At 35.3% G+C, this 21,926-nt stretch carries 26 protein-coding genes; 9 read left to right on the top strand and 17 right to left on the bottom strand.

What is annotated here, in order from left to right:
* Window positions 1–115: 115 nt before the first annotated feature.
* The 3 genes from ACQKIM_RS00515 to ACQKIM_RS00505 are packed head-to-tail and all read right to left on the bottom strand — an operon-like array spanning window position 116 to window position 2,167.
* A complete protein-coding gene (locus tag ACQKIM_RS00515; protein ID WP_427537441.1) occupies window positions 116–988 on the bottom strand; it encodes an RNA polymerase sigma-70 factor in 873 nt (290 codons plus the stop codon).
* 14 nt (window positions 989–1,002) lie between these two features.
* Window positions 1,003–1,659 carry an FAD-dependent oxidoreductase gene (locus ACQKIM_RS00510; RefSeq protein ID WP_427537816.1) on the bottom strand — a complete coding sequence of 219 codons (657 nt, stop codon included), beginning with the start codon at window positions 1,657–1,659 and terminating at the stop codon, window positions 1,003–1,005.
* A 13-nt stretch (window positions 1,660–1,672) separates the two neighbouring features.
* A complete protein-coding gene (locus ACQKIM_RS00505) occupies window positions 1,673–2,167 on the bottom strand; it encodes an FAD-dependent oxidoreductase (protein WP_427537438.1) in 495 nt (164 codons plus the stop codon).
* Between the two features lie 176 nt (window positions 2,168–2,343).
* On the opposite strand from ACQKIM_RS00505, the gene ACQKIM_RS00500 reads away from it, so the two are divergent.
* The 3 genes from ACQKIM_RS00500 to ACQKIM_RS00490 all read left to right on the top strand — a co-directional run bounded on the left by ACQKIM_RS00500 (window position 2,344) and on the right by ACQKIM_RS00490 (window position 4,151).
* On the top strand, window positions 2,344–2,646 hold the full coding sequence (locus ACQKIM_RS00500; RefSeq protein ID WP_427537435.1) for a YunC family protein: 303 nt from the start codon (window positions 2,344–2,346) through the stop codon (window positions 2,644–2,646).
* Window positions 2,647–2,833: 187 nt separating this feature from the next.
* Window positions 2,834–3,457 carry a DUF2238 domain-containing protein gene (locus ACQKIM_RS00495; protein ID WP_427537432.1) on the top strand — a complete coding sequence of 208 codons (624 nt, stop codon included), beginning with the start codon at window positions 2,834–2,836 and terminating at the stop codon, window positions 3,455–3,457.
* A 43-nt stretch (window positions 3,458–3,500) separates the two neighbouring features.
* Window positions 3,501–4,151, top strand: coding sequence for an SIMPL domain-containing protein (locus tag ACQKIM_RS00490; protein WP_427537429.1), 651 nt, complete (start codon window positions 3,501–3,503; stop codon window positions 4,149–4,151).
* A gap of 51 nt (window positions 4,152–4,202) precedes the next feature.
* Here the strand turns inward: ACQKIM_RS00490 and ACQKIM_RS00485 are convergent, their stop codons facing one another.
* On the bottom strand, window positions 4,203–4,850 hold the full coding sequence (locus tag ACQKIM_RS00485) for a uridine kinase family protein (RefSeq protein ID WP_427537426.1): 648 nt from the start codon (window positions 4,848–4,850) through the stop codon (window positions 4,203–4,205).
* The gene (locus tag ACQKIM_RS00480) at window positions 4,843–5,400 is read right to left on the bottom strand and encodes a histidine phosphatase family protein (RefSeq protein WP_427537423.1); all 558 of its coding nucleotides are present in this window, start codon (window positions 5,398–5,400) and stop codon (window positions 4,843–4,845) included. Before ACQKIM_RS00480 ends, ACQKIM_RS00485 begins: the two co-directional genes overlap by 8 nt.
* 292 nt (window positions 5,401–5,692) lie before the next feature.
* Between ACQKIM_RS00480 and ACQKIM_RS00475 the strand changes: the two genes are divergently transcribed.
* Window positions 5,693–6,469: a hydralysin-2 gene (locus ACQKIM_RS00475; RefSeq protein WP_427537420.1), complete on the top strand. Its 777-nt coding sequence runs from the start codon at window positions 5,693–5,695 to the stop codon at window positions 6,467–6,469.
* Between the two features lie 80 nt (window positions 6,470–6,549).
* Here ACQKIM_RS00475 and ACQKIM_RS00470 read toward each other — a convergent pair whose 3' ends face one another.
* From ACQKIM_RS00470 to ACQKIM_RS00460, 3 genes are read right to left on the bottom strand one after another with little or no spacing between them, the layout of a single operon-like run.
* Window positions 6,550–7,410 (bottom strand): DUF4097 family beta strand repeat-containing protein, encoded by an 861-nt coding sequence (locus tag ACQKIM_RS00470; RefSeq protein WP_427537417.1) that lies wholly within the window; start codon window positions 7,408–7,410, stop codon window positions 6,550–6,552.
* Between the two features lie 28 nt (window positions 7,411–7,438).
* Complete coding sequence (locus tag ACQKIM_RS00465) at window positions 7,439–8,137, bottom strand: ABC transporter permease (RefSeq protein WP_427537414.1); 699 nt, start codon at window positions 8,135–8,137, stop codon at window positions 7,439–7,441.
* Window positions 8,130–9,053 carry an ABC transporter ATP-binding protein gene (locus ACQKIM_RS00460; protein ID WP_427537411.1) on the bottom strand — a complete coding sequence of 308 codons (924 nt, stop codon included), beginning with the start codon at window positions 9,051–9,053 and terminating at the stop codon, window positions 8,130–8,132. Before ACQKIM_RS00460 ends, ACQKIM_RS00465 begins: the two co-directional genes overlap by 8 nt.
* Before the next feature lie 158 nt (window positions 9,054–9,211).
* On the opposite strand from ACQKIM_RS00460, the gene ACQKIM_RS00455 reads away from it, so the two are divergent.
* Together ACQKIM_RS00455 and ACQKIM_RS00450 are read left to right on the top strand one after the other, a co-directional pair.
* Entirely contained in the window at window positions 9,212–9,934 is a 723-nt protein-coding gene (locus ACQKIM_RS00455) for a response regulator transcription factor (protein WP_427537408.1), read from the top strand.
* A complete protein-coding gene (locus tag ACQKIM_RS00450; RefSeq protein ID WP_427537405.1) occupies window positions 9,925–11,016 on the top strand; it encodes a sensor histidine kinase in 1,092 nt (363 codons plus the stop codon). The genes ACQKIM_RS00455 and ACQKIM_RS00450 overlap by 10 nt, the downstream gene beginning before the upstream one ends.
* Window positions 11,017–11,071: 55 nt before the next feature.
* On the opposite strand, the gene ACQKIM_RS00445 is transcribed toward ACQKIM_RS00450, so the two are convergent.
* Entirely contained in the window at window positions 11,072–11,983 is a 912-nt protein-coding gene (locus tag ACQKIM_RS00445) for a DMT family transporter (protein ID WP_427537402.1), read from the bottom strand.
* 128 nt (window positions 11,984–12,111) lie between these two features.
* On the opposite strand from ACQKIM_RS00445, the gene ACQKIM_RS00440 reads away from it, so the two are divergent.
* Window positions 12,112–13,449, top strand: a complete 1,338-nt coding sequence (locus tag ACQKIM_RS00440) for a PLP-dependent aminotransferase family protein (protein WP_427537399.1) — start codon at window positions 12,112–12,114, stop codon at window positions 13,447–13,449.
* A 77-nt stretch (window positions 13,450–13,526) separates the two neighbouring features.
* Window positions 13,527–13,769 (top strand): group-specific protein, encoded by a 243-nt coding sequence (locus ACQKIM_RS00435; RefSeq protein WP_427537397.1) that lies wholly within the window; start codon window positions 13,527–13,529, stop codon window positions 13,767–13,769.
* 50 nt (window positions 13,770–13,819) lie between these two features.
* On the opposite strand, the gene ACQKIM_RS00430 is transcribed toward ACQKIM_RS00435, so the two are convergent.
* The 8 genes from ACQKIM_RS00430 to ACQKIM_RS00395 form a co-directional block, all read right to left on the bottom strand.
* Window positions 13,820–13,978 carry a DUF1540 domain-containing protein gene (locus ACQKIM_RS00430; protein WP_283869956.1) on the bottom strand — a complete coding sequence of 53 codons (159 nt, stop codon included), beginning with the start codon at window positions 13,976–13,978 and terminating at the stop codon, window positions 13,820–13,822.
* Between the two features lie 287 nt (window positions 13,979–14,265).
* The gene (locus ACQKIM_RS00425; RefSeq protein ID WP_427537393.1) at window positions 14,266–15,531 is read right to left on the bottom strand and encodes an erythromycin esterase family protein; all 1,266 of its coding nucleotides are present in this window, start codon (window positions 15,529–15,531) and stop codon (window positions 14,266–14,268) included.
* A 30-nt stretch (window positions 15,532–15,561) separates the two neighbouring features.
* Window positions 15,562–16,299 (bottom strand): ABC transporter permease, encoded by a 738-nt coding sequence (locus tag ACQKIM_RS00420; protein ID WP_427537390.1) that lies wholly within the window; start codon window positions 16,297–16,299, stop codon window positions 15,562–15,564.
* Window positions 16,300–17,010 carry an ABC transporter permease gene (locus ACQKIM_RS00415; RefSeq protein ID WP_427537387.1) on the bottom strand — a complete coding sequence of 237 codons (711 nt, stop codon included), beginning with the start codon at window positions 17,008–17,010 and terminating at the stop codon, window positions 16,300–16,302.
* The gene (locus ACQKIM_RS00410; protein ID WP_427537384.1) at window positions 17,007–17,918 is read right to left on the bottom strand and encodes an ABC transporter ATP-binding protein; all 912 of its coding nucleotides are present in this window, start codon (window positions 17,916–17,918) and stop codon (window positions 17,007–17,009) included. The genes ACQKIM_RS00415 and ACQKIM_RS00410 overlap by 4 nt, the downstream gene beginning before the upstream one ends.
* Before the next feature lie 141 nt (window positions 17,919–18,059).
* The gene (locus tag ACQKIM_RS00405) at window positions 18,060–19,445 is read right to left on the bottom strand and encodes a sensor histidine kinase (RefSeq protein WP_427537381.1); all 1,386 of its coding nucleotides are present in this window, start codon (window positions 19,443–19,445) and stop codon (window positions 18,060–18,062) included.
* A complete protein-coding gene (locus ACQKIM_RS00400; RefSeq protein ID WP_427537378.1) occupies window positions 19,442–20,110 on the bottom strand; it encodes a response regulator transcription factor in 669 nt (222 codons plus the stop codon). Before ACQKIM_RS00400 ends, ACQKIM_RS00405 begins: the two co-directional genes overlap by 4 nt.
* 207 nt (window positions 20,111–20,317) lie before the next feature.
* The gene (locus tag ACQKIM_RS00395) at window positions 20,318–20,758 is read right to left on the bottom strand and encodes a VOC family protein (protein ID WP_427537375.1); all 441 of its coding nucleotides are present in this window, start codon (window positions 20,756–20,758) and stop codon (window positions 20,318–20,320) included.
* A 292-nt stretch (window positions 20,759–21,050) separates the two neighbouring features.
* On the opposite strand from ACQKIM_RS00395, the gene ACQKIM_RS00390 reads away from it, so the two are divergent.
* Complete coding sequence (locus tag ACQKIM_RS00390) at window positions 21,051–21,896, top strand: aldo/keto reductase (RefSeq protein ID WP_427537372.1); 846 nt, start codon at window positions 21,051–21,053, stop codon at window positions 21,894–21,896.
* The last annotated feature ends 30 nt before the right edge of the window (window positions 21,897–21,926 follow it).

The following is a 21,926-nucleotide window of genomic DNA, read 5'->3' as shown; positions in this document are numbered from 1 at the left end:
ATTGACAATAAAATCATCCTAATTTAAGTTTGTTTAACAAAAAAAAAGCCGACAATACTAATAAACTAATTAATTCAAGTATGAAAAGAGTTGATTCTTTTCTAAATTATTTCCCTTAAATGTATTTTATCTTGTCAGGATTCACCATATAATAGATGGCTTCAATTTGTCCATGTGCTATTTTAAATCCTATAATAGCCTGAATACTGTTATTTAATTTTAAGGCTAAGCCAGCTGCTGCATTGATATTCATCATATCGAATTGATAATTACTATCCTCAAATTTATGGGTTAGAGCAAATAATAAACGGGAAACCCTTTCACGACCGTAAATAGGATGTAGTGCAGCTGTAGCTTTTCCTCCCCCATCAGCATAATAAATAACATCCTCCTTTAAAATATGAACAAGCTGCTCCATCTTCCCTTGCTGAAAAGCAGCAACAAAATCCGAAACTGTTTTTTCTATTTCTAACTTGTTTGAAACAACACAGTTTTTATTCGCTAATTCTGGCAGCCTTCTTTTAATTCTACTTAAAATTTTCCTGCAATTTATCTCATTTTTTTGTACAATATCAGCTACTGTCGAATAATCATATTCGAATACCTCACGCAAAATAAAAATAGCTCTTTCAATTGGATTTAACTCCTCAAACAACATCATAATTGCCAATGAAATACTAGTATCTTGTAGAATACTAAACAATGGATCTTCTTCATGCATTGCTAATGGTTCTGGAAGCCAAGTTCCCGTATATAGTTCTCTCTTCTTCCTTGAAGATTTTAATAAATCCAAGCAACGATTAGTCACCATTTTGCAAAGCAAGGCTTTCATGTTGTCGGTATTTTTGACTTCCATTTTTCCAAGCTGAGTAAATACATCCTGTACAATGTCTTCAGCATCTGATGCACTACCAGTCATGCGATAGGCAATCGAAAATAACAGTGATTTATGCTCTTTATAAAGTACACTAATTTGCCCATTGTCCATAATTCACCCCGAATTTATTTGTGAAGACTAGCTAAATCCCATGTATAATTTCTTATTCTAGCCCCTAATTTTCCAGTGACCGTGAAATCAATTCCCCATTTTTGGGTCCACATAAAACCACTATTTGGTCCTAAGCTAATACAGAAAAACTTTACAGGATAGGATTCATGCAATATCACTAATGGTACTCCATTAATGGCAGCCTTTAATATTTTACTTAATCTTGTTGCTTGTGGAATGGCTTCTTTACAGGTCATACCATCAGGCTGATTATTTTTATGGTCTACTATGAGAGCACAATCACCGATGGAATAGATATGAGGTTCATTTTTCACCTGATAGGAATGATTTACAATAATTTTATGTTGTTCAGTTAAAGGTAAATCCAATTTTTGAATTACCGGATTTGCCTCAACTCCAGGATTAAAAATACAAGTTTCTACAGCATATTTTTGACCATCTGAGGTAAACAATTGACCATCTTTCCAATAGGATACCCTTGTTTTATGTTTGACCGTTACACCATGTTTATTTAGTTGATTGATTAGCTTTTCGCTTACTTTTGCTGGCGCATCTGGCAAAAGACGATCCTTTGTATCAAATAGGAGGACCTCTACTGAACTCGATTGAACTCCTACTTCCTCCAATTTTTCCTTAGACCATACGGCAATTTCAGCGGCAGTTTCAATACCTGCGATTCCACCACCTACAACAGCTATCTTGCTCAGATTTCCCTAATGCCTGAAATGATTTCATACCTGCTACTAAATCTTCTTTAATCTTTAAGGCGCTGTGTCCATCTTTCAAGGTAAACCCACCAATTTCTTCAGGAATTGATCGAATAATACTGCCAAATGCTAACACAAGATAATCATATGAGACATTGATAGTTTTTTCATTCTCCACCTTAATTATTATTTGCTGTTTGTGCTTATTTAATGTTAATGCTTCTCCTCGAATAAATTCTATTCCATCCTGACAATACTCACTAAATGGCACTTTCAAATTAATATCCCTAATCGCAGCACGAACAAGTAAGACCTTTTTAAAATGATAACTATTTTTATCAATTAAAAGAACTCTTACTGATTTTCCGATTTGACCTTGGAATTCTTTTTTTAGCCCCTCTAACAAATTTATTCCTGCGTAACCTCCACCAATAATAACTATGTTCTTCATCACAACTCCTCCTTTTCCCTTAAAACGATTACATCGCCTCCGTTGTGACATCATTTTCAACATTTCTTATCATTGATGAAATAAAATACACTATGACCTAATCGTATTTTTTATTGAAAATGTCGAACACCTTCTTAGCTCCTGCCATATGTATATAGAGAAAAGGAGTGATTTTGATGGTGACAATAGAGCCTATAATGATTAAGGGGCATTTTTTCACTGCGGTGGTTGTTCAATTACCCAAAACAACACTACTAACGGTTTCAAATGATACAGGCTATATTATGTGTGGGGCTTTAGATGTCGGTTTGTTAAATGACCGCCTGGCTGATCGAAAAATAATCGCTGGGCGAGCTGTTGGCGTAAAAACAATCGATGAATTATTGACAGCTCCCCTAGAGTCAGTGACCTATGAAGCACAACTGCTAGGTATTACCGAAGGAATGTCTGGTGTAGAGGCATTATTAAAAATGATCTAAAGCTATCAGTAGGAGTAGAAGTATTTTATACCTGACGCTTCGCTTTCGGTACAGTAAAGATCTGTTGAATCAAGATAAGCAAAGCGTCAGTTCACACTTGACTAGACGCTTTTTTAGCTGATGTCATATATATGTTTGTATAACATAGCCACGCTTTCCCTATACTTTGGGCAAAGGAGTGTGCATGATGAATAAAGATAGGAAAATACATGTCATCTTATTATTTATAGTAATGATTATTTTTCTGTGGTCTGTAATAAAGCCAGCTTCCTATTTGGATTGGCTAGCAGAGGTAAGTCCTGCCGTTGTAGCAATTATCTTTGTTACTGTCATCTATAATAAATTCCGCTTCACAACTTTTTCTTATTGTATTATCGCTTTTTTATCCATCTTAACGTTTATTGGTGGACACTATACCTATTCAGAGGTCCCTCTTTTTAATTGGATTAAAGAAGAATTCCATTTACAGAGAAATAACTATGATCGCTTTGGTCATTTCTTTAAAGGTTTAATGGCGATAGTTATAAGGGAAATATTAATAAGAAAGACGCCATTAACAAAAGGGGCTTGGTTATCAGGCATTACAATTAGTATTATGGTTGCTATTTCAGCTATCTATGAAATCATTGAATGGTTAAGCACAAAAATCTCCAAAGGTAGTAAAGGATCGAAGGATTTTGTTGGAATGCAAGGCGATCGCTGGGATGCACAATGGGACATGTTTTTAGCCCTTATTGGAACACTTTTAACATTGCTGCTCTTTACCAAATTACATGATAAATTATTAAAAAACATGAAAAATAAAGGATAGCAGGCAGCATAGTTAGTATGAGCCTTTAGAAAGGTGGTTTTCGATGTATTATTCAACTAGTAGGCAGCAAATTCCTTATGCACAGCGTGTCATCATTGTGAATGGTCATGGAAGAGTAATGGAAAAGGCAAGCTATGCACAGCTTCAAGTTGAAGTAAATACGCGAGGGAAAAATGTACAGGAAGCACAGAAGGAAAATGCGATAATAATGAATCGTGTCATGCAATCTCTGTTAACACTTCAAATCCCAAGAGAACATATTCAAACAACAGGCTACACGATTTCTCCTCTTTATGATTTTGAGAATGGTAAACAAGTTTTTAATGGCTACGAAGTAACCAATACCATTACAGTAAAGGTGACTGACACAAATCAAGTTGGCGCCGTTATTGACACAGCTGTGCAAAATGGTGCAAATCGTATTTCCTCCATTCAATTTAACATAGCCGATGCAGATGTCTATTACCAGCAAGCACTTACTTTAGCTCTCCATAATGCCCAAATGAAAGCTAAAACAATTGCAGAAGCGATGCATTTACCTTTACTGCCCCAGCCAATTGAAATTGTTGAGGAACATGAGGGTAGCCCCGTCCTCTATAAATCCATGGCGATGACCGATTCAGCAATTGCTACACCTATTGAACAAGGACAAATGGCAATTAATGCAACAGTACGGGTGAAATTTCAATATTAATGACAAGAGCTTTCTGCCCTTTTGAATTGCAGAAAGCTTCTTAAAAACAATTTAAAAATCAAATGTATTTTTTTCTAGGCAAACTATATCATCCGACGTTTTAACGATAATATCAAAATGCTGACTATATGAATGCATAAACAATTCATATTGAATGCGTCGTTCCTTATGAGACTGCCTTAAATAATCAATATTTGTTCCCCTTTCAAGTACATCTCGACCTGATCTTCTCATTAATTCCGTATCACCATCTGTATAAAAATAAATTTTCAAATCAAATAATTCCGGATTAATAAATGCCGCACTCATTCCCTCTACAATCGTTACTTTTGCTTTTGAAGAAATTAGCTCACTTTTCATATAATGTGTATTTATGGTCAATAAATCTAGACCTTCTCTAACCATTTGAACATCTCTTTCCAAGGAAGGCAAATGATGCGCCGCTGGATGACAAGCTGTCATTTTAAAGTGACGATGTTCGTTTTGATATGTATAACTGATAATTGTTTGCATACGTATTTCCGAACTAACAATATAAGGGTCTGTATTGATATAATTCGTTTCATTCTGATTCAATAGATGTATAAGCCTATTGGCAAACGTAGTTTTTCCTGTTGCACCATGTCCAGAGATACCGATAACGATTGATTTATCTTCCTTTTTGACCCAAGTAACAATTTCTTGTATTAACCTATCCATGCTTCTCCTCTCGTGTCCATATATGTTCTAGTGTCACTACATTTTCCTTAACAGTTAACTGATAGACATCTGGATTACTTAGATTTTTCCAAAATTGAAAATCTACATCCCTTTGATAATGTTTTAATAGTAAGGTAATAATGTTTCCATGGCTAACAATAATTGTATGATCAGCCTCATTTCGAAATATCTCCTCGACAATATTTACGATACGCCTCATCGCCTCCTCGCTGGACTCTCCACCCTCAAATCTTATTGCCATATCTATAAAGGTTGCTTGTAGCCTTTCATACCAATCTGTTAAATCTCTAGTGCTTAAAATCCGTTCTGCAAGGCGTTCATCAACTTCAATATCGATATTTTTCCTTGTACTAAGCGGCTCTATCGTTTGAATTGCTCGTAAAAAGGGACTTGCAATAATTCGCTTAATTTCTTTGTCAGCAAAAAAATCAGCTAGAACTTCTGCTTGCTGAAAGCCTTTTTCTGTTAAATGAGCATCTGATGATTGCCCTTGGGCTTCACAATGCCTGATTACATAGATATGTTTCACAATCAGAACCTCCTAGAGAAAATATGGAAAACCTTCATCCTTATAACTTATCACAGTTTCCAATTTTCTAGAGGATCTTTGTTACAAAATTTTGATACAGCTAGATAATGGTAAGTCTTATTCATAAGCTCCCAACCATTTTGTCTATTTATGTAAAAATAATACTATTTTTGTAAAATATAAAGACAAATATGGTTAATTAAGGTAATATACTTGTGGGTTATAGAACGCATATATGAATTTAATACACATAAATGTGTTTATATAACAACACAAATTAGGAGGTAACATAATGACAATTCAAGAAAAATTATCATTTACAGATTTACCTGCACTAAATTCAAGCCCTGAGAGTGTAAGACAAGCTTTCACAAATAAGTTTGGTACAAAACCTGATGGCATCTCTGTCAACAGTGAGACCTATTTTAATGCTGTTAAACCTGCGATCACAGAACAATATGGTCATCCTTGTTATAAAAGACTAGGTGACTTTAATTATACGAAAGGCGATGGCAAGCCACCTACATCTGCAATCGTTGGGAGCAATGTAGCAGTAAATTATGGAGATGAAGAGGCTACAATGACTTTAGAAGTTCAAGGAAGCTGGCAAAGTGAGCAATCTTGGTCTTCTGAAAGTACGACTGGTCTAACAATATCCTCCAAATTTACAATTGAAGGATTCTTTGAATCAGGAATGGAGTTTTCCGTTAGTACTACTGTTGGGGAATCAAAAACGGAGTCAGAATCAAGAACAGCGACTGCAAGTGTACAAGTAACTGTTCCTCCTAGAAGTAAAAAGAAAGTGACAATGGTTGGTACATTGAAAAAAGAATCTATGAACTTCCGTGCACCAATTTCTGTAGATGGCATGTTTGGGGCAAACTTCCCTAAACGAGTACAAGACCATTATTTCTGGTTCCTTGGTGCAAGCAGTGTATTAAATCAAACAACAGGAGAAATTACTGGCACTATTAAAAATACAGCTGTCTTTGATGTTCATACTGAAATTGGCAAAACAGAGCCACTGACTACAGAAGAGCTTAGCAAACTTGCTGTACTAGCTAAGTAACCCTAAATCATAGCTTGTAAAAAACAAATTAAGTTTTTTACAAGCTTTTTTAATTATCCTCCAACTTCTCAATGGTCAGATTAATTAATAGAAATAACACCTTCCTTGCTAATAGCCTCCACTCGATTTGATGCTTCCCCAATTTTCCACTTTGTTGAATCTCCTTTTACTTTTTTAAAGTCCTTTAAATTAATTGTAATATCGGATGATTCACTTTTAGCTATAAGCTCTAAAGATCGAGGTGCCTTTGAATAGGACAACCTAATATCTCCAGAGCCAGATTCAATAAATAACGCTTTTTCTTCATTCATTTCATTTAATACTATTTCACCGCTCGTTGAGGTAATGTTCATCTGTGGGCTAGAGACACTTGTAATGTAACTATCACCATTTGCAGCAGCTATTGTTAACTCCTTGAAAGAACTATCTGTTATCTTTAATTCACCATCCTGTGACGTAATCTTACCTCTTTCAGCTGATAATTCTTTAATGATTTTTGTTCCTGAATTATTTAAAATCGAAATCTCTTGAGCCGTAATAGTATTGATTGTTATATCTCCATCACTACTATTTATTTCAATTTTACGCAATGTATTAGGTGGTATTGAAATCTGAATAGTACCCTTTTTTCCAATGCTAATATTTTTTAAGACCCCGTCATCTGTATCAAATTGATGTATGCTTATTTTATTGCCATCCTTTTTGATGTCCACTGGAGCATTCTGCTTCTTTTGCTGCTTACCATCAACAGCAATCGATAATTTTTTAGATGTAGTGCCCACTAATTCTACATTCCAAGACTCATTATTTATTTCTAATACATCAATTTGCTTTGCATTAAAGGATTGCTGGTTTGCATAGTCTTGTTGTCCACTTGCTTTTAAAGCTACTACCACAGCAATTGAAATAATTAATAGTGAGGCGATAATACCCTTTTTCACTTGATCCCTTCTTTTCTAATGATAGATTTTAAGTTAAATCCACTTTATCGACCTTTCGATAAGATAGATAGCCAATTAAAAGTCCTAATCCACACAATAGAATTGGCACAGCTATAATTTGAAATAGACTAGATGATGTCACTCCATCAGAAACAGTTGCATTAATGACAAATCCAATAAGTACAGCTGATGTAATGGTAGAAGCGATAGATTTCTTTCGCATACCAAAGTACAAAGGTATTAAGCTTACGCCAGCAGTCATAAAAGCACTCATAAAAGTAGATGGCATTGTTGCCAACATATCTTGTACGTCCGCTGGCTGCTGAAATAGACCCATCATCGGATTCAGAAAATAAATTAGTATATTAATCATGAATACAGCACTAATAATACTGACAAAACAAAAACCAAAAACGAGCGCCAGCTTGGCCAGTATAATTTTTTTTCTTTTCAATGGGTACGTAAACAATAATTGAACAGTCTTATTTTTATATTCATCTATTACCAAGCGGGATAGGATTACACTTGAAAAAATAATAAATACAATACGAATTAGAATATTTGTTAAGGACATAAATTCCGTATAATTTAAAAACTCCCCTTCGCCTTCTCCCCCTTGAGCCATTAGAGCAACAGCTACAAAAATGCTGATAATAGAAATCAATAAGCCCTTTATATAACCAGACATTCGATGCTTTTTCCATTCAAGTTTTAGTAATTTAAGCATGTGGATGCCCTCCATTAATTAATTGTAAGAAGTAGTCTTCTAAATGCTGTTGTTGCTTTTCAAGACCATTGACAACTATACCGCTGAGAATGAGTTCTTTATTAATTTGAGACTGTGAAACATTTTGCTCAAAAATTCGAATACAGTGCTGATTGACCACTTCATAATTTCGAATTTCAAGCTTATTCTCGAGAACTTCAATTGCTCCCTTCAAATCGTCTATCTGGATTTCTAGATACACCACGTTTTCTTTACGAATGTCCTCCATTTTAACTTCCTTTAATAATTTTCCATCATGAAGAATGCCAATAGTGTCTGCTATCGATTCAATTTCTGAAACGATATGACTTGAAATTAAAATGGTGATACCATACTTTTCTTTTAGTTGTATTAAAAGCTCTCGTATATCTTTAATGCCAATTGGATCAAGACCATTGATGGGTTCATCTAAAATAAGAATTTCAGGATTTGTCACTATGGCGCGTGCAATTCCTAACCTTTGCTTCATTCCCAATGAAAATTCATGTATCCTTTTATTTTCTACGTTATTCAGACCAACGATTCTAAGCGCCTCCTTTACAGCCCCCTTATCATTAACACCACTATACTCACAGTGAAGCTCTAAATTTTCCTTGGCTGTTAATCTTTCATAGAATTCTGGGTATTCAATAATGCTCCCTATTTTCTTCAAGTATTGATAAGAGGTTGTAGAGATTGGTGTATTAAAAATCTTTATTGCACCTGATGTTGGCTTTACTAGGTTTAGTATCATTTTCATAATCGTTGTTTTCCCAGCACCGTTCGGACCTAAAAAACCATAAATCTCTCCTCTTTTAATGTTCATATTGACGTTCGAGACAGTTTCCGCTCCCTTATAGCTCTTACATAATTGATGTATTTGAATAATGGTTTCCATTTTATCTTCTCCTTACTGTTTTAGAATTCATTACATTAAGCTTAATCAGTGAAAGTAAAATCAAAGTAAAGTCAATGGAAAATAACAGTAATTTTTTTACTAGAGGAAGGATATACAACTCAGAAGCTGTTATGATGAAATTGAAATGAGGGATACAAATGGAAGATATAAAAATCCTAACAGTAGATGACGAAATCGGCATTTTGAAACTTTTGAACATTACACTAAGGAAAGAAAATTTTACTAATATTGATTCTGCCTCCACTGGAAAAGATACGCTACAGCTTATAAAGGACAATCATTATGATATTATTTTGCTGGATATCATGCTTCCAGATATTAGTGGCTTTGAGCTTTGCACAGCGATTCGTAATCATACAAATACACCTATTATTTTTGTTAGTGCTCGCTCCACAGATTTTGATAAATTAACAGGGCTGGGATTAGGGGGCGATGATTATATAACAAAACCCTTTAATCCTTTAGAAGTGGTCGCTCGAATAAAGGCTATCCTTAGACGTCAAAAAATGTATGAAAATGCTCAGCAACAACTAGAGGCAAAATTTGATTTTGGTTATTTTACACTTAACCCTGCGACCGCCACACTCATTGTTAATAATTTGCCTGTAGAATGTACCGCAAAAGAGCTTGAGCTACTACAATTCTTTTGTAAAAATCCTAATCGTATTTTTACAACCTCTCAGCTTTATGAACTCGTCTGGGGCAATGATGTGTTTGGGGAGGAAAAGACTGTAACCATCCATATTTCAAAGCTGCGGAAAAAGCTTGGAGATGATACGCGGAAACCACGAATTATTGTGAATTTAAGGGGTATAGGCTATAAATTTATCCCTCCAAAAGAGGAAGCCATATGCGAATAAATACACGTTTTACAATACATCTTGCGTTAGGTATTATGCTGTGGATGCTAGTAAGTGGAATTTGTATTCTAATAGGCATCGAAGGAATCCTGCCGCTCTTTAAGGAAAACGCTAGTGAGGAGTATGAAAATTTATGGGTACTATGGATTTTTGGATTTAGTACTGTCTCCTGTATAGCTGTATTTGGATGGTACTTTGGTGGTCCTCTTGGCTTTATCATGACCTGGATTCAGCAATTATTTGAGGAAAAGTATACACAGCCCAAAGGACTTACCAACATCTATAACCGTAAAGGAAAGCTCCGTATGCGTTATCTGCTCTATCAAGAGGTCCTTCAGCATCTACAATCCTTATCAGGCAAATTAAAAGCTGCCGAGACAGAACGAGAAGAAGTGGAACAAGCAAAGCAAGAATGGATTGCAGGTATTTCACACGATTTAAAAACGCCATTAACCTATATTACTGGCTACTCTACGCTATTATTAAACGATCAATACGAATGGTCTAAGGAGGAAGCACGTTCCTTTATTCAAGAAATTGCAGATAAAGGAAGGCATATGGAGGAACTGATCCAAGACTTAAGTCTCTTTATTCAACTTAATCACCCAAATCAATTACCATTGCACAAAACAAATCAGGATATTGTGGAATTTACCAGAAGAGTTGTTGCCACTATTAGTAATAATCCACAGGCAAACGACTATATTTTGCATTTTCAAGCAGATACACCTGCCATACAGGCTGAATTTGATGCTAAATTCATGCAAAGAATTCTACAAAATGTTCTTATGAATTCCATTATCCACAATCCTCCTAACACAAATATTTATACACATATTTTCGATCACCCTGAATATGTAAATATCCACATTGTGGATAACGGTGTAGGTATGCCTCCACAAATGGTCGAAAATATATTTCAACAATATTATCGTGGAACGACAACTGAATCTTCCTCTGAAGGAACTGGGCTTGGCATGGCAATCGTGAATAAACTCGTTCAAGCACATAATGGAACTATTTCTATAGAAAGCCAGCTCTCAGTGGGAACAACCTTTCATATTACCTTACCTAAAAAATAATAAACCCACCTCTTGGCTGCGAAAAGCATTAAAGAGGTGGGCGTATATCATCTTGTCACGAATTCCCCCTCCTATTCCCAAAATAATTGGTTCCGATAACACCAACAACAATGCTGACTCCACCAATTAAATGGTAAAGATGAAAAGCTTCCTTTAAAAAAATAACGCCTGCAAGTATAGTAATGAATGTAGCTAAATTACTAAAAACGCTCATTTTAGAAGCTTCCAAAATTGATAAGGAATAATTTGATAAATAGGATGTCACAAGTGACGATAAAATACCTAAATAAACAATGGCAATAACAAAATCACCATGCATAAAAGGCTGAAAAAATTGAGGAAGTGTTTGATTGATTACATGATTTCCTATTGCTACCCCATTGAAAATAACAAATCCACAAAATGTCATCATATAAGTTAGCATTATTAAAGGGTACTGCCTTGTAAGCTTTCTTGCAAAAACGTTATAAAACGATACTGCCAATGCAGATAATAAAATAAATAAGCTACCTATTACATTCCCTGCGCTTGCACCCTCATTGCTCATAAAAAGCATAAAGATCACGCCCGCAACTGAAAGGCCAATGAAGAAAAGCTGCAGATGTGATGACTTTTCCTTTAAAAGCACACTGGCAAGAATTAATGTAAAAACAGGAATCGTTGCTTGAATAATACCCGCCTCTGAGGAAGATATTTTAGCAAGCCCAAGAACTTGAAACGTAAAAAATGCAAGTGGATACAATATAGCTAGTGGTAAAATCCTAATTATATCCTGCCTACCTATTTTGAAATGATTTTTTGTAAAGCTCATAAAAATCACAATGCTGATAAAAGCGATGGAAAAACGATGGGCCAGTGTATCTATTGGACTTGCTACTGTTAATGCCACTTTTACAAACATAAATGACAATCCAATAATAAAGGCATAGCTGATAGCCGCTAAATAGGCTTTTCTTTGTGCTGTCATAGCGATTACTCCTTTTTTAAAATTAATAAGCATTCTGATCAACGTAAAGCTATCATAATAAAAAGTAAAAGCTTACACGATATAAAAAATACCCATATGTACCGATACAGATGAGTAGGAGGTAGTTTATGCTTAAATATGAGATTATCTATTCCAAACTATTGAATCAAATACAGCTGGGGGCTCTACAGGCTGGGGCAAAGCTTCCTTCTATTCGACAGTTATCTCAGGAATTTTCCTGTAGCAAGAGTACTATTTTGACAGCACTAAGAAAACTGGAAGATCAACATTTCATTTATGCCCAACCGAAAAGTGGATATTATGTTGTAGATCATCAACTTCCCTCTACTCCTAATACGAGCAATGAAATAGATTTTGCCACATCATCGCCTAGCTGGCATGCATTTCCGTATAAAGATTTTCAGCATTGCATCAATAAAGCTATAGATACCTACCAGGCAGATTTATTTCGATATGGCACACCAAAGGGATTACCTTCGTTAATTAGAGAGGCTCAAAAATTGTTAGAAACTTATCAAGTATTTACAAAGCAAGAGAATATCTTTATTACATCTGGTGTTCAGCAATCTCTTTTCTTACTAAGTGTTATGCCATTTCCTACTAATCGGACAACCATTCTAGTTGAACAGCCTGGCTACCATTTATATATGGATTATCTAAAAACATATCAAGTTCAAGTCGTTGGCATTAAAAGGACTTCTAAAGGAATAGACCTTCAGGAATTAGAAAATATTTTTAATAAACAGGACATTAAGTTCTTTTATACAATGCCAAGACTGCACAATCCTCTAGGTACCTCCTATAGTAAGAAAGAAAAGGATGACATTCGTAAGCTCGCCTATAAGTACAATGTTTATATCGTTGAGGATGATTATTTGGCAGACTTCGACCTCAACACAAAATCCGATCCATTATTCACAGATGATATGGAGGCGCATGTAATATATTTAAAAAGCTTTTCCAAAATCATGTTTCCGGGCTTACGAATTGGTCTTGCTGTTTTACCGAATGCACTTATTGATAGTTTTCAGCGTCATAAAAATACCACTGATATAGATAGTTCAATGATTTCACAGGCTGCTTTAGAGCTATATCTAAAAAGTGGAATGTTTGAACGGTACCAAAAGGTAGTTAGTGAGGCGTATACGCAGCGAGCAAATGTACTTCAACAATCTATTACGAAATATTTACCTGATTATCAAGCATCCGCAGAAATTTGCATGCATAGCCATATTGTATTACCAAGGGAAATCAATACCAATAAACTCATACAGTATTTAAAGCTAGAAGAAATCTATATAGACACCATTGATCGCAATTACTTAAATGGATTTTACCGCGAGCGCATTTTAAAGCTCAATGTATCCAATGTAGAGGACTATAAAATTGAAAAGGGCATTCAAAAAATAGCTCATGCCCTCAAACATCCACAAAACCATTTTTAATGAAACAAAATATTCATGAAAATTCATAACGAGGCATATATATAGACATCATAAATCGGTCTAACAAGGAGGATTCCATGCAATCTGAAAAAATGCGACTTAGGAGGGTACAACACCTTGCTTATGAAATCATGGATGAGATGAACAAAGGCAAGGAGCTTACACAGTTGGAGATTTTAATCCCTATTATTGATAATTTATCGCGAGCAATAGGGGATTTAACAGATTCATATGGAAAATATTCATTAGATTATGTAGAAGAAAAGGTAAAAAATGCGCATGCACTTTTATTTCAAAAGGAAAAGGTAGATGCCTATTAAAAAGCAAATCGGATAAAGGGTAACCATATATATGATTACCCTTTCAACCATTAATGCGTTTCAGGTTCAAATGTTTTACAATCAGTTTCTTCGCTATTCGAAGCTTGTTGCCCCTTCTGGCTGACAACGTAAATTTTTTCTGCTGTACATTTATTTCCAGAATCCCAAAATGTGCAGTTATTGACTTCACATAGAATTTCTTGTGCCATCGTCTCACACCTCCTCTTTGTTATCTTTAACAAATTAGAGATAAACAATACGTAGATCAATTATGCCTCGGCATAATTGCGTCTGGAATCGGCTTTGTACTTACACAAAGAACTCCTTTTCGATTCCGTGACATCCACCGAAGGCTGTAACTTCTTTCAGCGGGTGTTTGGATACCCTTTGAAAAGTAGCTTAAATTCGCATTCATCTCACCACCTAAAAGATGGAAAACTTCTGCTGAAAGAAGTTACACAAAGTCATACGTCTATTTGCAGGTTGCTAACATGTACTAGTCAATAATTTTCGTTGGTGTTGCTTCTTGTATAATGATTATGCCATCATATGCATCAGCGGGCGTCATTTTTATTGTATAGAGCATTTGGGTAAGCTTGTACCAAGGGCGAAAATCATCTCCTATATTCCCCATTCTTTGTGCTTCAGAAAGGATGTTTGCAAGCTCTTTAGATTTTTTAGCATGTTCAAAATCTACATAGAAAATATTGTCTTGGACATCACTAAAAGCATCTACTAAAGCATTATGATGTTCAATTGTGTAATTTTTCCTTTCACCAGATCCTGCATTTTGTGCCTGAAATGAATTTTTTACAAAGTCAGTCCCAATAGCGAAATAATCATCCTGATACACTTCATCTAAATATTGCCCCATTGATTTATATCCTGCTGTATTTGCAGAAGTTTTCTCTATATGCCCATTATGAGCAGACATTAGTACTTTACTATGACCTTGAGCCGCTTCAAAATCAACAATCCACTGCAAGTTGTCAGCTAAATATTCATCACGAAGATTCATATAATCACTGTCATTTAAAAATAATTGAGTGCGCTGCTTCATGATTTGTGCGTATTGAGCAGCAAATATATAAGTCTCTTTCGATGATTTTTTTATATAAGCATCTTTATTACTTTGCAAATCCGTTATGATGGCGCCTATATTTTCTTCAAGCTCTTTTAGCTGACTATTTGTTAAATCTCTCATAGTCTTATTTGTCACATCTTCAAGCTGTGCCTTATATTGTGCAGCCACTTCACTATTAACTATTTCATAATAATCTAACAAACCTTTTTTACTATAATCATAGCGCTGCATATCGTTACCATAAAAATAGACTTTATCTTTCTCATCAGCTGTCATATTATAATCGTGCATCCATTGCACAAACTCAATCATTTGATCGGTTTTATAAATACCATAATCAAGTGCTTTTACAGCTTCCTCAGCAGTACCCGTACCAGTTAAAATAAATTGGTTAATTTGCTGAGCTCCTCCAAAATCTCCTTCTAAAACAAAGACACGAACATTTTCATTTTTAACTAAAGCCTGAAATATATCCTTCTTTAATAATTGGAATTCAACGTTTCCATGAGTGGCTTCTCCAAAACCAATTACTTTCACACCATCTGGAATATCTATAGCATCTATAGCAGAAGTATATGTGGAAGCATCTTTAATGGCTTCTCCCTTTCCGCAGCCCGTTAATGCTAGCAAAAGAAAAAGTACTGAAATGAATAAAAAACTCCTTTTAACAAATATCATTTATAAAATCTCCCTTATTTTATAGAAAATTTATACAGCTTTTCGTTGAAAATATAAATAACCTCCAAGGAAAAACAGTAAGAATCCTCCACCTACAACTGTTATTAATTGCTCCCAAGGCACGAAAAATATATCATCTGTACTACCACCTACATACATCATAGCGAATGGCTGTGCCCAAGGATAATAAGGCCCAATAGTCTTAGAATTAATGGCTAATATAGAAGGTAATGTACCAATTACATTGACTGCAAAGGGTGCAGCAAAGCTCTTAAACATAATGGACATCCATAATTGTAGTGCTACTAATGGAAGCGTTGCTACCCATCCGCCAAAAATGCTTTTCCATACAATCTCCATTGGAAAAGGATCTACATAGCCCTCTATCATGCCTACTGCAATCATAGAACATAAATATAATAATTGCATCGCCATCACCAGAAGCATTATTAAAACGTACTTAGCTAAAAATACTTTCCCTCTGGTCACTGGTAATGCTAAAAGCTGTTTCCAACCACCAGATTGATGCTCATACCTACAAATAATGCCAGCAAAAACCCCTGTAATTAACGGTAAAAATAATAATGCATACGTTAAATTCATTGAAAATAAGGGGAGATACCAATTATTTATAGGAAGGCCTTCCATATCCGATTCTAAATTCGATGTTAATCCAATAAAAAGTCCAATGATGGGCCCAGCTAAAATAATTGGTACCATTTTTGACTTTCGCAGTTTAAACCATTCAGCGCTCACTATTGACCACATTTACTTAACATCCCTTCTAGCGAAATCTATCATTCCGACAATATACAGCAAAACACCTATGCCTATTCCAAGCATGACATTCATAAGGGGCTCATCCCATTCATTCATTAAAGATGGCCATTTCCAAATCATCCAATCAGGTAATACATATGCGGAATAGGTAAAAATCACGCCAAAGATACCGATCGTGATAGGAATCCCCTGATTATGAAAAACACTTGCAATCCAAAGCTGAAGTGCTAAGATCGGCAATGCAGCAAAATATGGATAAAATCCAAATTTCATAATCTCTGAATATGGGATGCTATCGCCTAGATCTAGAGATAATCCATAGGCTAATGTCAATAACGTTAAAAGTGTGGAGGACAACAGCAATAATATAGCTAGCACAGAGAATTTAGATAAATACACCGTAAATTTAGAGACTGGCAGTGCGATTAATTGCTTCCACGCATTCGTTTCATTTTCAATGCTCGCCATAAAAGAAGTTAAAATAGCAATACCTAGCACAATTGCAAGTGGTGTAAATGAATGAACATTTAATAAATAGAAGCCCCAATCGTCCTCACTTTGCTCTAACAAATAGTCCTTTCTCACACCATAATTCACCATTTGTAAGGCAACCACTCCTATTGGACCTAGAGCTGTTAAAAACCATAATCCTTTGCGTTTAATTTTCAAAAAATCAGCAGTTAATAGTTTCCCTATCATATCAATTGCTCTCCTGTTGTCATTTGTAGGAATATATCCTCTAATGAACGCTTTTCTTCCTCTACTCGATAAACCAAAATGCCTTCTTGTACAAGAATTTGTACAATATGTGCTACTTTTTCATCTGAGCATTCATCTAATGAAATGAGCCCTTCCTTATGTTCTGCCTTTATGCCATGAGCTACTAATGAACGCCAGCCCTTTTCAGCGTCATTAACCTTAATAAATACCTTTGGCTGAGCAGATTTACGCATTGCTTCAATGGAATCTTGAAAGATCATTTTTCCCTTTGATACGATACCTACTTGTGTTGCCATCTGATCAATTTCTGATAATAGATGACTTGAAATAATAATCGTCATTCCATATTCAGAAGGTAGTCGCTTTAATAGGTTTCGAATTTCTATAATACCAGATGGATCAAGACCATTCGTTGGCTCATCTAAAATTAATAATTCAGGATTATGTAGCAGTGAAGCAGCAATACCAAGTCGTTGCTTCATACCTAATGAAAAGCCCTTTACCTTTTTATTAGCGGCATCCTTTAATCGAACAATTTCCAATACTTCATCAATGCGTGATTTCGGTACACCTAAAATCTTTCTTAAAGCCTCTAAATTTTCATAGGCTGTTAAATGGGGATAATAGGAGGGGTTCTCTACTAATGAACCGACCTTTGCCAAAATATTGATTCTATCCCTCGCTACATCCTTTTGAAAAATTTTGATTGTCCCTGAGGATGGCTTCATCAGCCCAAGAAGCATACGTATAGTCGTCGTTTTACCTGCTCCATTCGGACCTAAAAATCCGTATATTTCTCCTTTACGAATTTTTAAATTTATATTTGATACAGCCTGCTCTTTTCCAAAATTTTTTGATAAATTTTCTGTTTGTACGATATATTCCATTGTCCTCACCTCTGTAATTATCATAAATTTTGAAGTTTAAAAGCAGGTATGGACCAAGTTTAAATTTTGTTTAAAAAAGTCAAAAAAAAAATCTGTGGACACGAAGTCTCGCAGATTTATTTCTAATTTTTAGTTGCCACTCTATTTCACTTTATAGCGCTTTATCTTGATTTCTGTACCAGATTCACTTGAGCATATCTCCCAATCTAAGGACATGCCTTTTACCATAATATCAACGATAGATAGACCAATACCAGCACCTTTGGCATTTGATTCATTTTTCATGCCATTTCCGCAATCCCTAATGATAAATGCATCATAGTGCTCTGTTGACTCTGTTTTAACGCCAATATATTTTCCACTATTAGCATGGCGTAAAACATTTTGAAATAAATTATCAAAAATACGCCCAAGCCAAATTGGATCAACCTGCCATTCATTATTCTCAAACGAATATAGCTCAATATCAATGTCAAAGCCTTCCTTCTCGAATACGGGATACCACGTAGACATTTGCTCACGAACAAATCGTAAGACATTGATTTCCTTTACTTCATATTTATATTTACTTGCCATCAGCAATGTATAAGACATTAGATTTTCTATTAAAGCATCGATGCTTATGATTGATGTGTCCATTGCCTTAATTGCCTGTCGTCCTTCTTCTGTAAGCTCCTCCTTACTAAGCGAATAGGATTGAGCTCTAATTTTTGTTAAAGGGGTACGTAGGTCATGTGAAAGATTAGCAATCAGCTCTCGCCGTAGCTGCTCCTCCTTCAGCTCACTATTTTTGCTGACCCTAAGTTCACAGACCATTTTGTTAAAGCTTTGCTGGAGCTGACCGATCTCGTCCATCTTTTTTGTATCTATTTCAACAGGTAGCCCATCAACATCACGAATCTCCATCGCTTCCTGTAGATGCAATAGGCGCTTTCGAATACCTTTGAAAAATAAAAAGGAGACTACAATGAAAAATAAAATAATCGCAATAACACCGAAAAATAAAAAAGTTCCATATGTTTCGTAAATATGTTTAAGTGGTGGAGTGAATACATCTCTAGGAATCTCAAAAACGATAAATCCATTTGATTCATCCTCACCTAAAAAAGCAATAATGGTGAATGGATCCCCTCCATAGCGTTCTTTAATGAACTTTGTAGTAAAAGCAGGTGTCCATTTTGATGGTAGCTGTTCCATTACATTTAATGTGGTAAGCAATGTACCGTCCTCACCTACCCAAAACATTGATGCTTTAGGATATCTCTCCTGCCATTTTTCAAAGTGTTGAGAAACTACTTCATTCGTAAAGTTTTTTATACTTTTAGCTTCAGTATGCCATTTTTCCTCCACTTCGCTTGTAATTTCAGCTTTCGTTACTATATCTCCATGCTCTTTTTTAGCAACCTCTAACACAAATACAGCTAAGATGAAATAAGCTATTTGAACAATAGAAATGGCTAGTAAAATAATCAGCATATACTTAGCTAATAGGGATCGTAGAAATTTAAACGGACGAAAAATTTTCATAGCTTCACCCTATAGCCAATGCCTCGAATGGTTTCAATAATTGTTGGCTTGGCTGGATTTATTTCTATTTTTTCTCTTAAGTAGCGTATATGCACCATTAATGTTTTATCGCCCTCTATATAGCTTTCACCCCATACACCTTCATAGAGCTGCTCCTTTGTTAGGATTTGATTTAAATGGCGAATAAAATATTGAAATAAATAGAATTGCTTGCCTGTTAATTGAATTTCCTCATCTGACTCTGTATGAATGATTCGCATTTCTTTTGTAAAAATTTTAAGATGCTGAAGCTCCAGTACATCGTCGTTCTTTTGATATCTTCTTAACAATACTTCGACGCGTGCAACAAGCTCATCAGGATGGAATGGCTTTGTTAAATAATCGTCAGCAAAGTTCAGTCCCTCTATTTTATCCTCTACCGCAGTACGCGCTGAAAGCATTAAAATGGGAATTTCCTGATTTTCTCGCTTAATTCTTTTACCAATTGAAAAGCCATCTAACCCTGGTAGCATAACATCTAATATCGCGATATCCTTTAATGCTATATGCTTGTCAACCTCTTCACCTGATTCAAGCCATGTTACCTCGTAGCCTCTCTCCATTAAATCCCTCGCAACCCATTGACCAATCTCTTTTTCATCTTCTATGTACAGTATACGAAACAAGGCTCATCCTCCCAATCTATCAGAAAAATTATTGTAAAGAACCATATTTTGCATTATACATTTACCCTTAGATTAAAGACACTATAATTAACAAAAATCGGAATTAGCCCAAATAGTAGACTCTCAAAATCTTTAAGGACTTACCAGAAAACATAACAAAAAGATAGCAGACTAGATATTCTAGCTTGCTACCTCTGTATCAGATCATTATTGAATAATCAGCATATCATTTTCGTCAAATTGCCACATATCACCAAAAGCTACTTCCCAATAGTAGCCGTTTGGATCTTGGAAGTAGCCACTATAGCCACCCCAAAATACAGTTTCTGGTTCTTTCACAATCTTTGCCCCAGCCCTTTTAGCCAATTCAAATATTTGATCTACCTCTTCTTTTGATTTGCCATTATAAGCAAGAGTAATGCCTCCAAAGCCATGGCCGATTTCTGGTGGATTGGCCTCATTGATATCTTTGATCAAACGTTCAATTGGAAATAGCGATATTTTTGTTCCTCCATTATTAAAGAACATAACATCGGGATTTGTCTCCTCTCCGTATACCACTACTTCAAAGCCAAGCCCCTCTCGGTAAAAGTTAAGTGATTCCACCATATCCTTAACACCCAATGTGATTAAATTTAAACGATTCATTATAATTTCTCCTTTAAAAAAGATTCTATTACTAATTTCTATATTAAACCTAGAATCCCTGTTAGTTCATGTTGCTTTTATCAGTAAAACATCCATATTTATATACTTCTTCATTTTTCCTATAAATGCAAAGGATATACTATATAAAAAAATTTTCTCCTCATAACCATTGTCAGCTCTCAAAAGTTACCTCTACGTTTCTATGACACGAAAAAGTGCGTACTTTTTTTTGCCTAATCGGGACATCATAATGAAATAGCAATCAAGTCATCAAACAATTGGAGGCATTAAAATGATTAATCATTTACAAGATACAATCACATTAAATAACGGTCTACAAATGCCTGGTATGGGTTTGGGCGTATTTCAAGTAGAGAATGAAGCTACAGCGGAGATTGTTAAAAATGCCATTGAGGTCGGGTATCGAAGCATCGATACTGCCGCTATTTATGGCAATGAAGCAGGTGTAGGGGAAGGTATTAAACAGGCGCTAGCATCTACTGGCTTGCAACGTGAAAATCTGTTTATTACATCAAAAGTATGGAACGATGGATTAAGCTATGAGGAAACTATTGCTGCCTATGAAGAGAGCCTACAAAAGTTAGGTTTAGATTATTTAGATCTTTACCTTATTCATTGGCCTGGTAAAGATAAATACGCTGAATCTTGGAAAGCTCTTGAAGACCTATATGAACAAGGCAAGATCAAAGCAATTGGCGTATGTAATTTTACTGTGACACACTTGGAAAACTTATTATCATTTGCTCGTATTAAACCTGTAGTAAATCAAGTGGAGTTCCACCCACGTTTACAGCAAATGGAGCTTCGTTCATTCTGTGACAAGCACCAAATTCAGCTTGAAGCATGGGCACCTTTAATGCAGGGCGGGCTTCTAGATGATGAAACTATTTCAAAAATAGCAGAAAAATATAAAAAATCAAATGCTCAAGTTATTTTACGCTGGGATGTACAAAATGGAATTATCACTATTCCAAAATCTGTGCGTAGAGAACGCATGATGCAAAACGCTGATATCTTCGACTTTAATCTAACAGATGAAGAAATGACTATCATCAATGCGATGAACCTTGAACAACGTGTCGGACCTAATCCAGATGAATACGACTTCGCTCTATAAGCATTAAAAAAGGAAAAGAGACTGTCTTGT

The sequence above is a fragment of the Lysinibacillus sp. NPDC047702 genome (assembly GCF_050272555.1).
Lineage (GTDB): Bacteria > Bacillota > Bacilli > Bacillales_A > Planococcaceae > Lysinibacillus.
The sequence above is the reverse complement of the archived record's forward strand: the minus strand, read 5'-3'. Positions and strand labels throughout refer to the sequence as shown.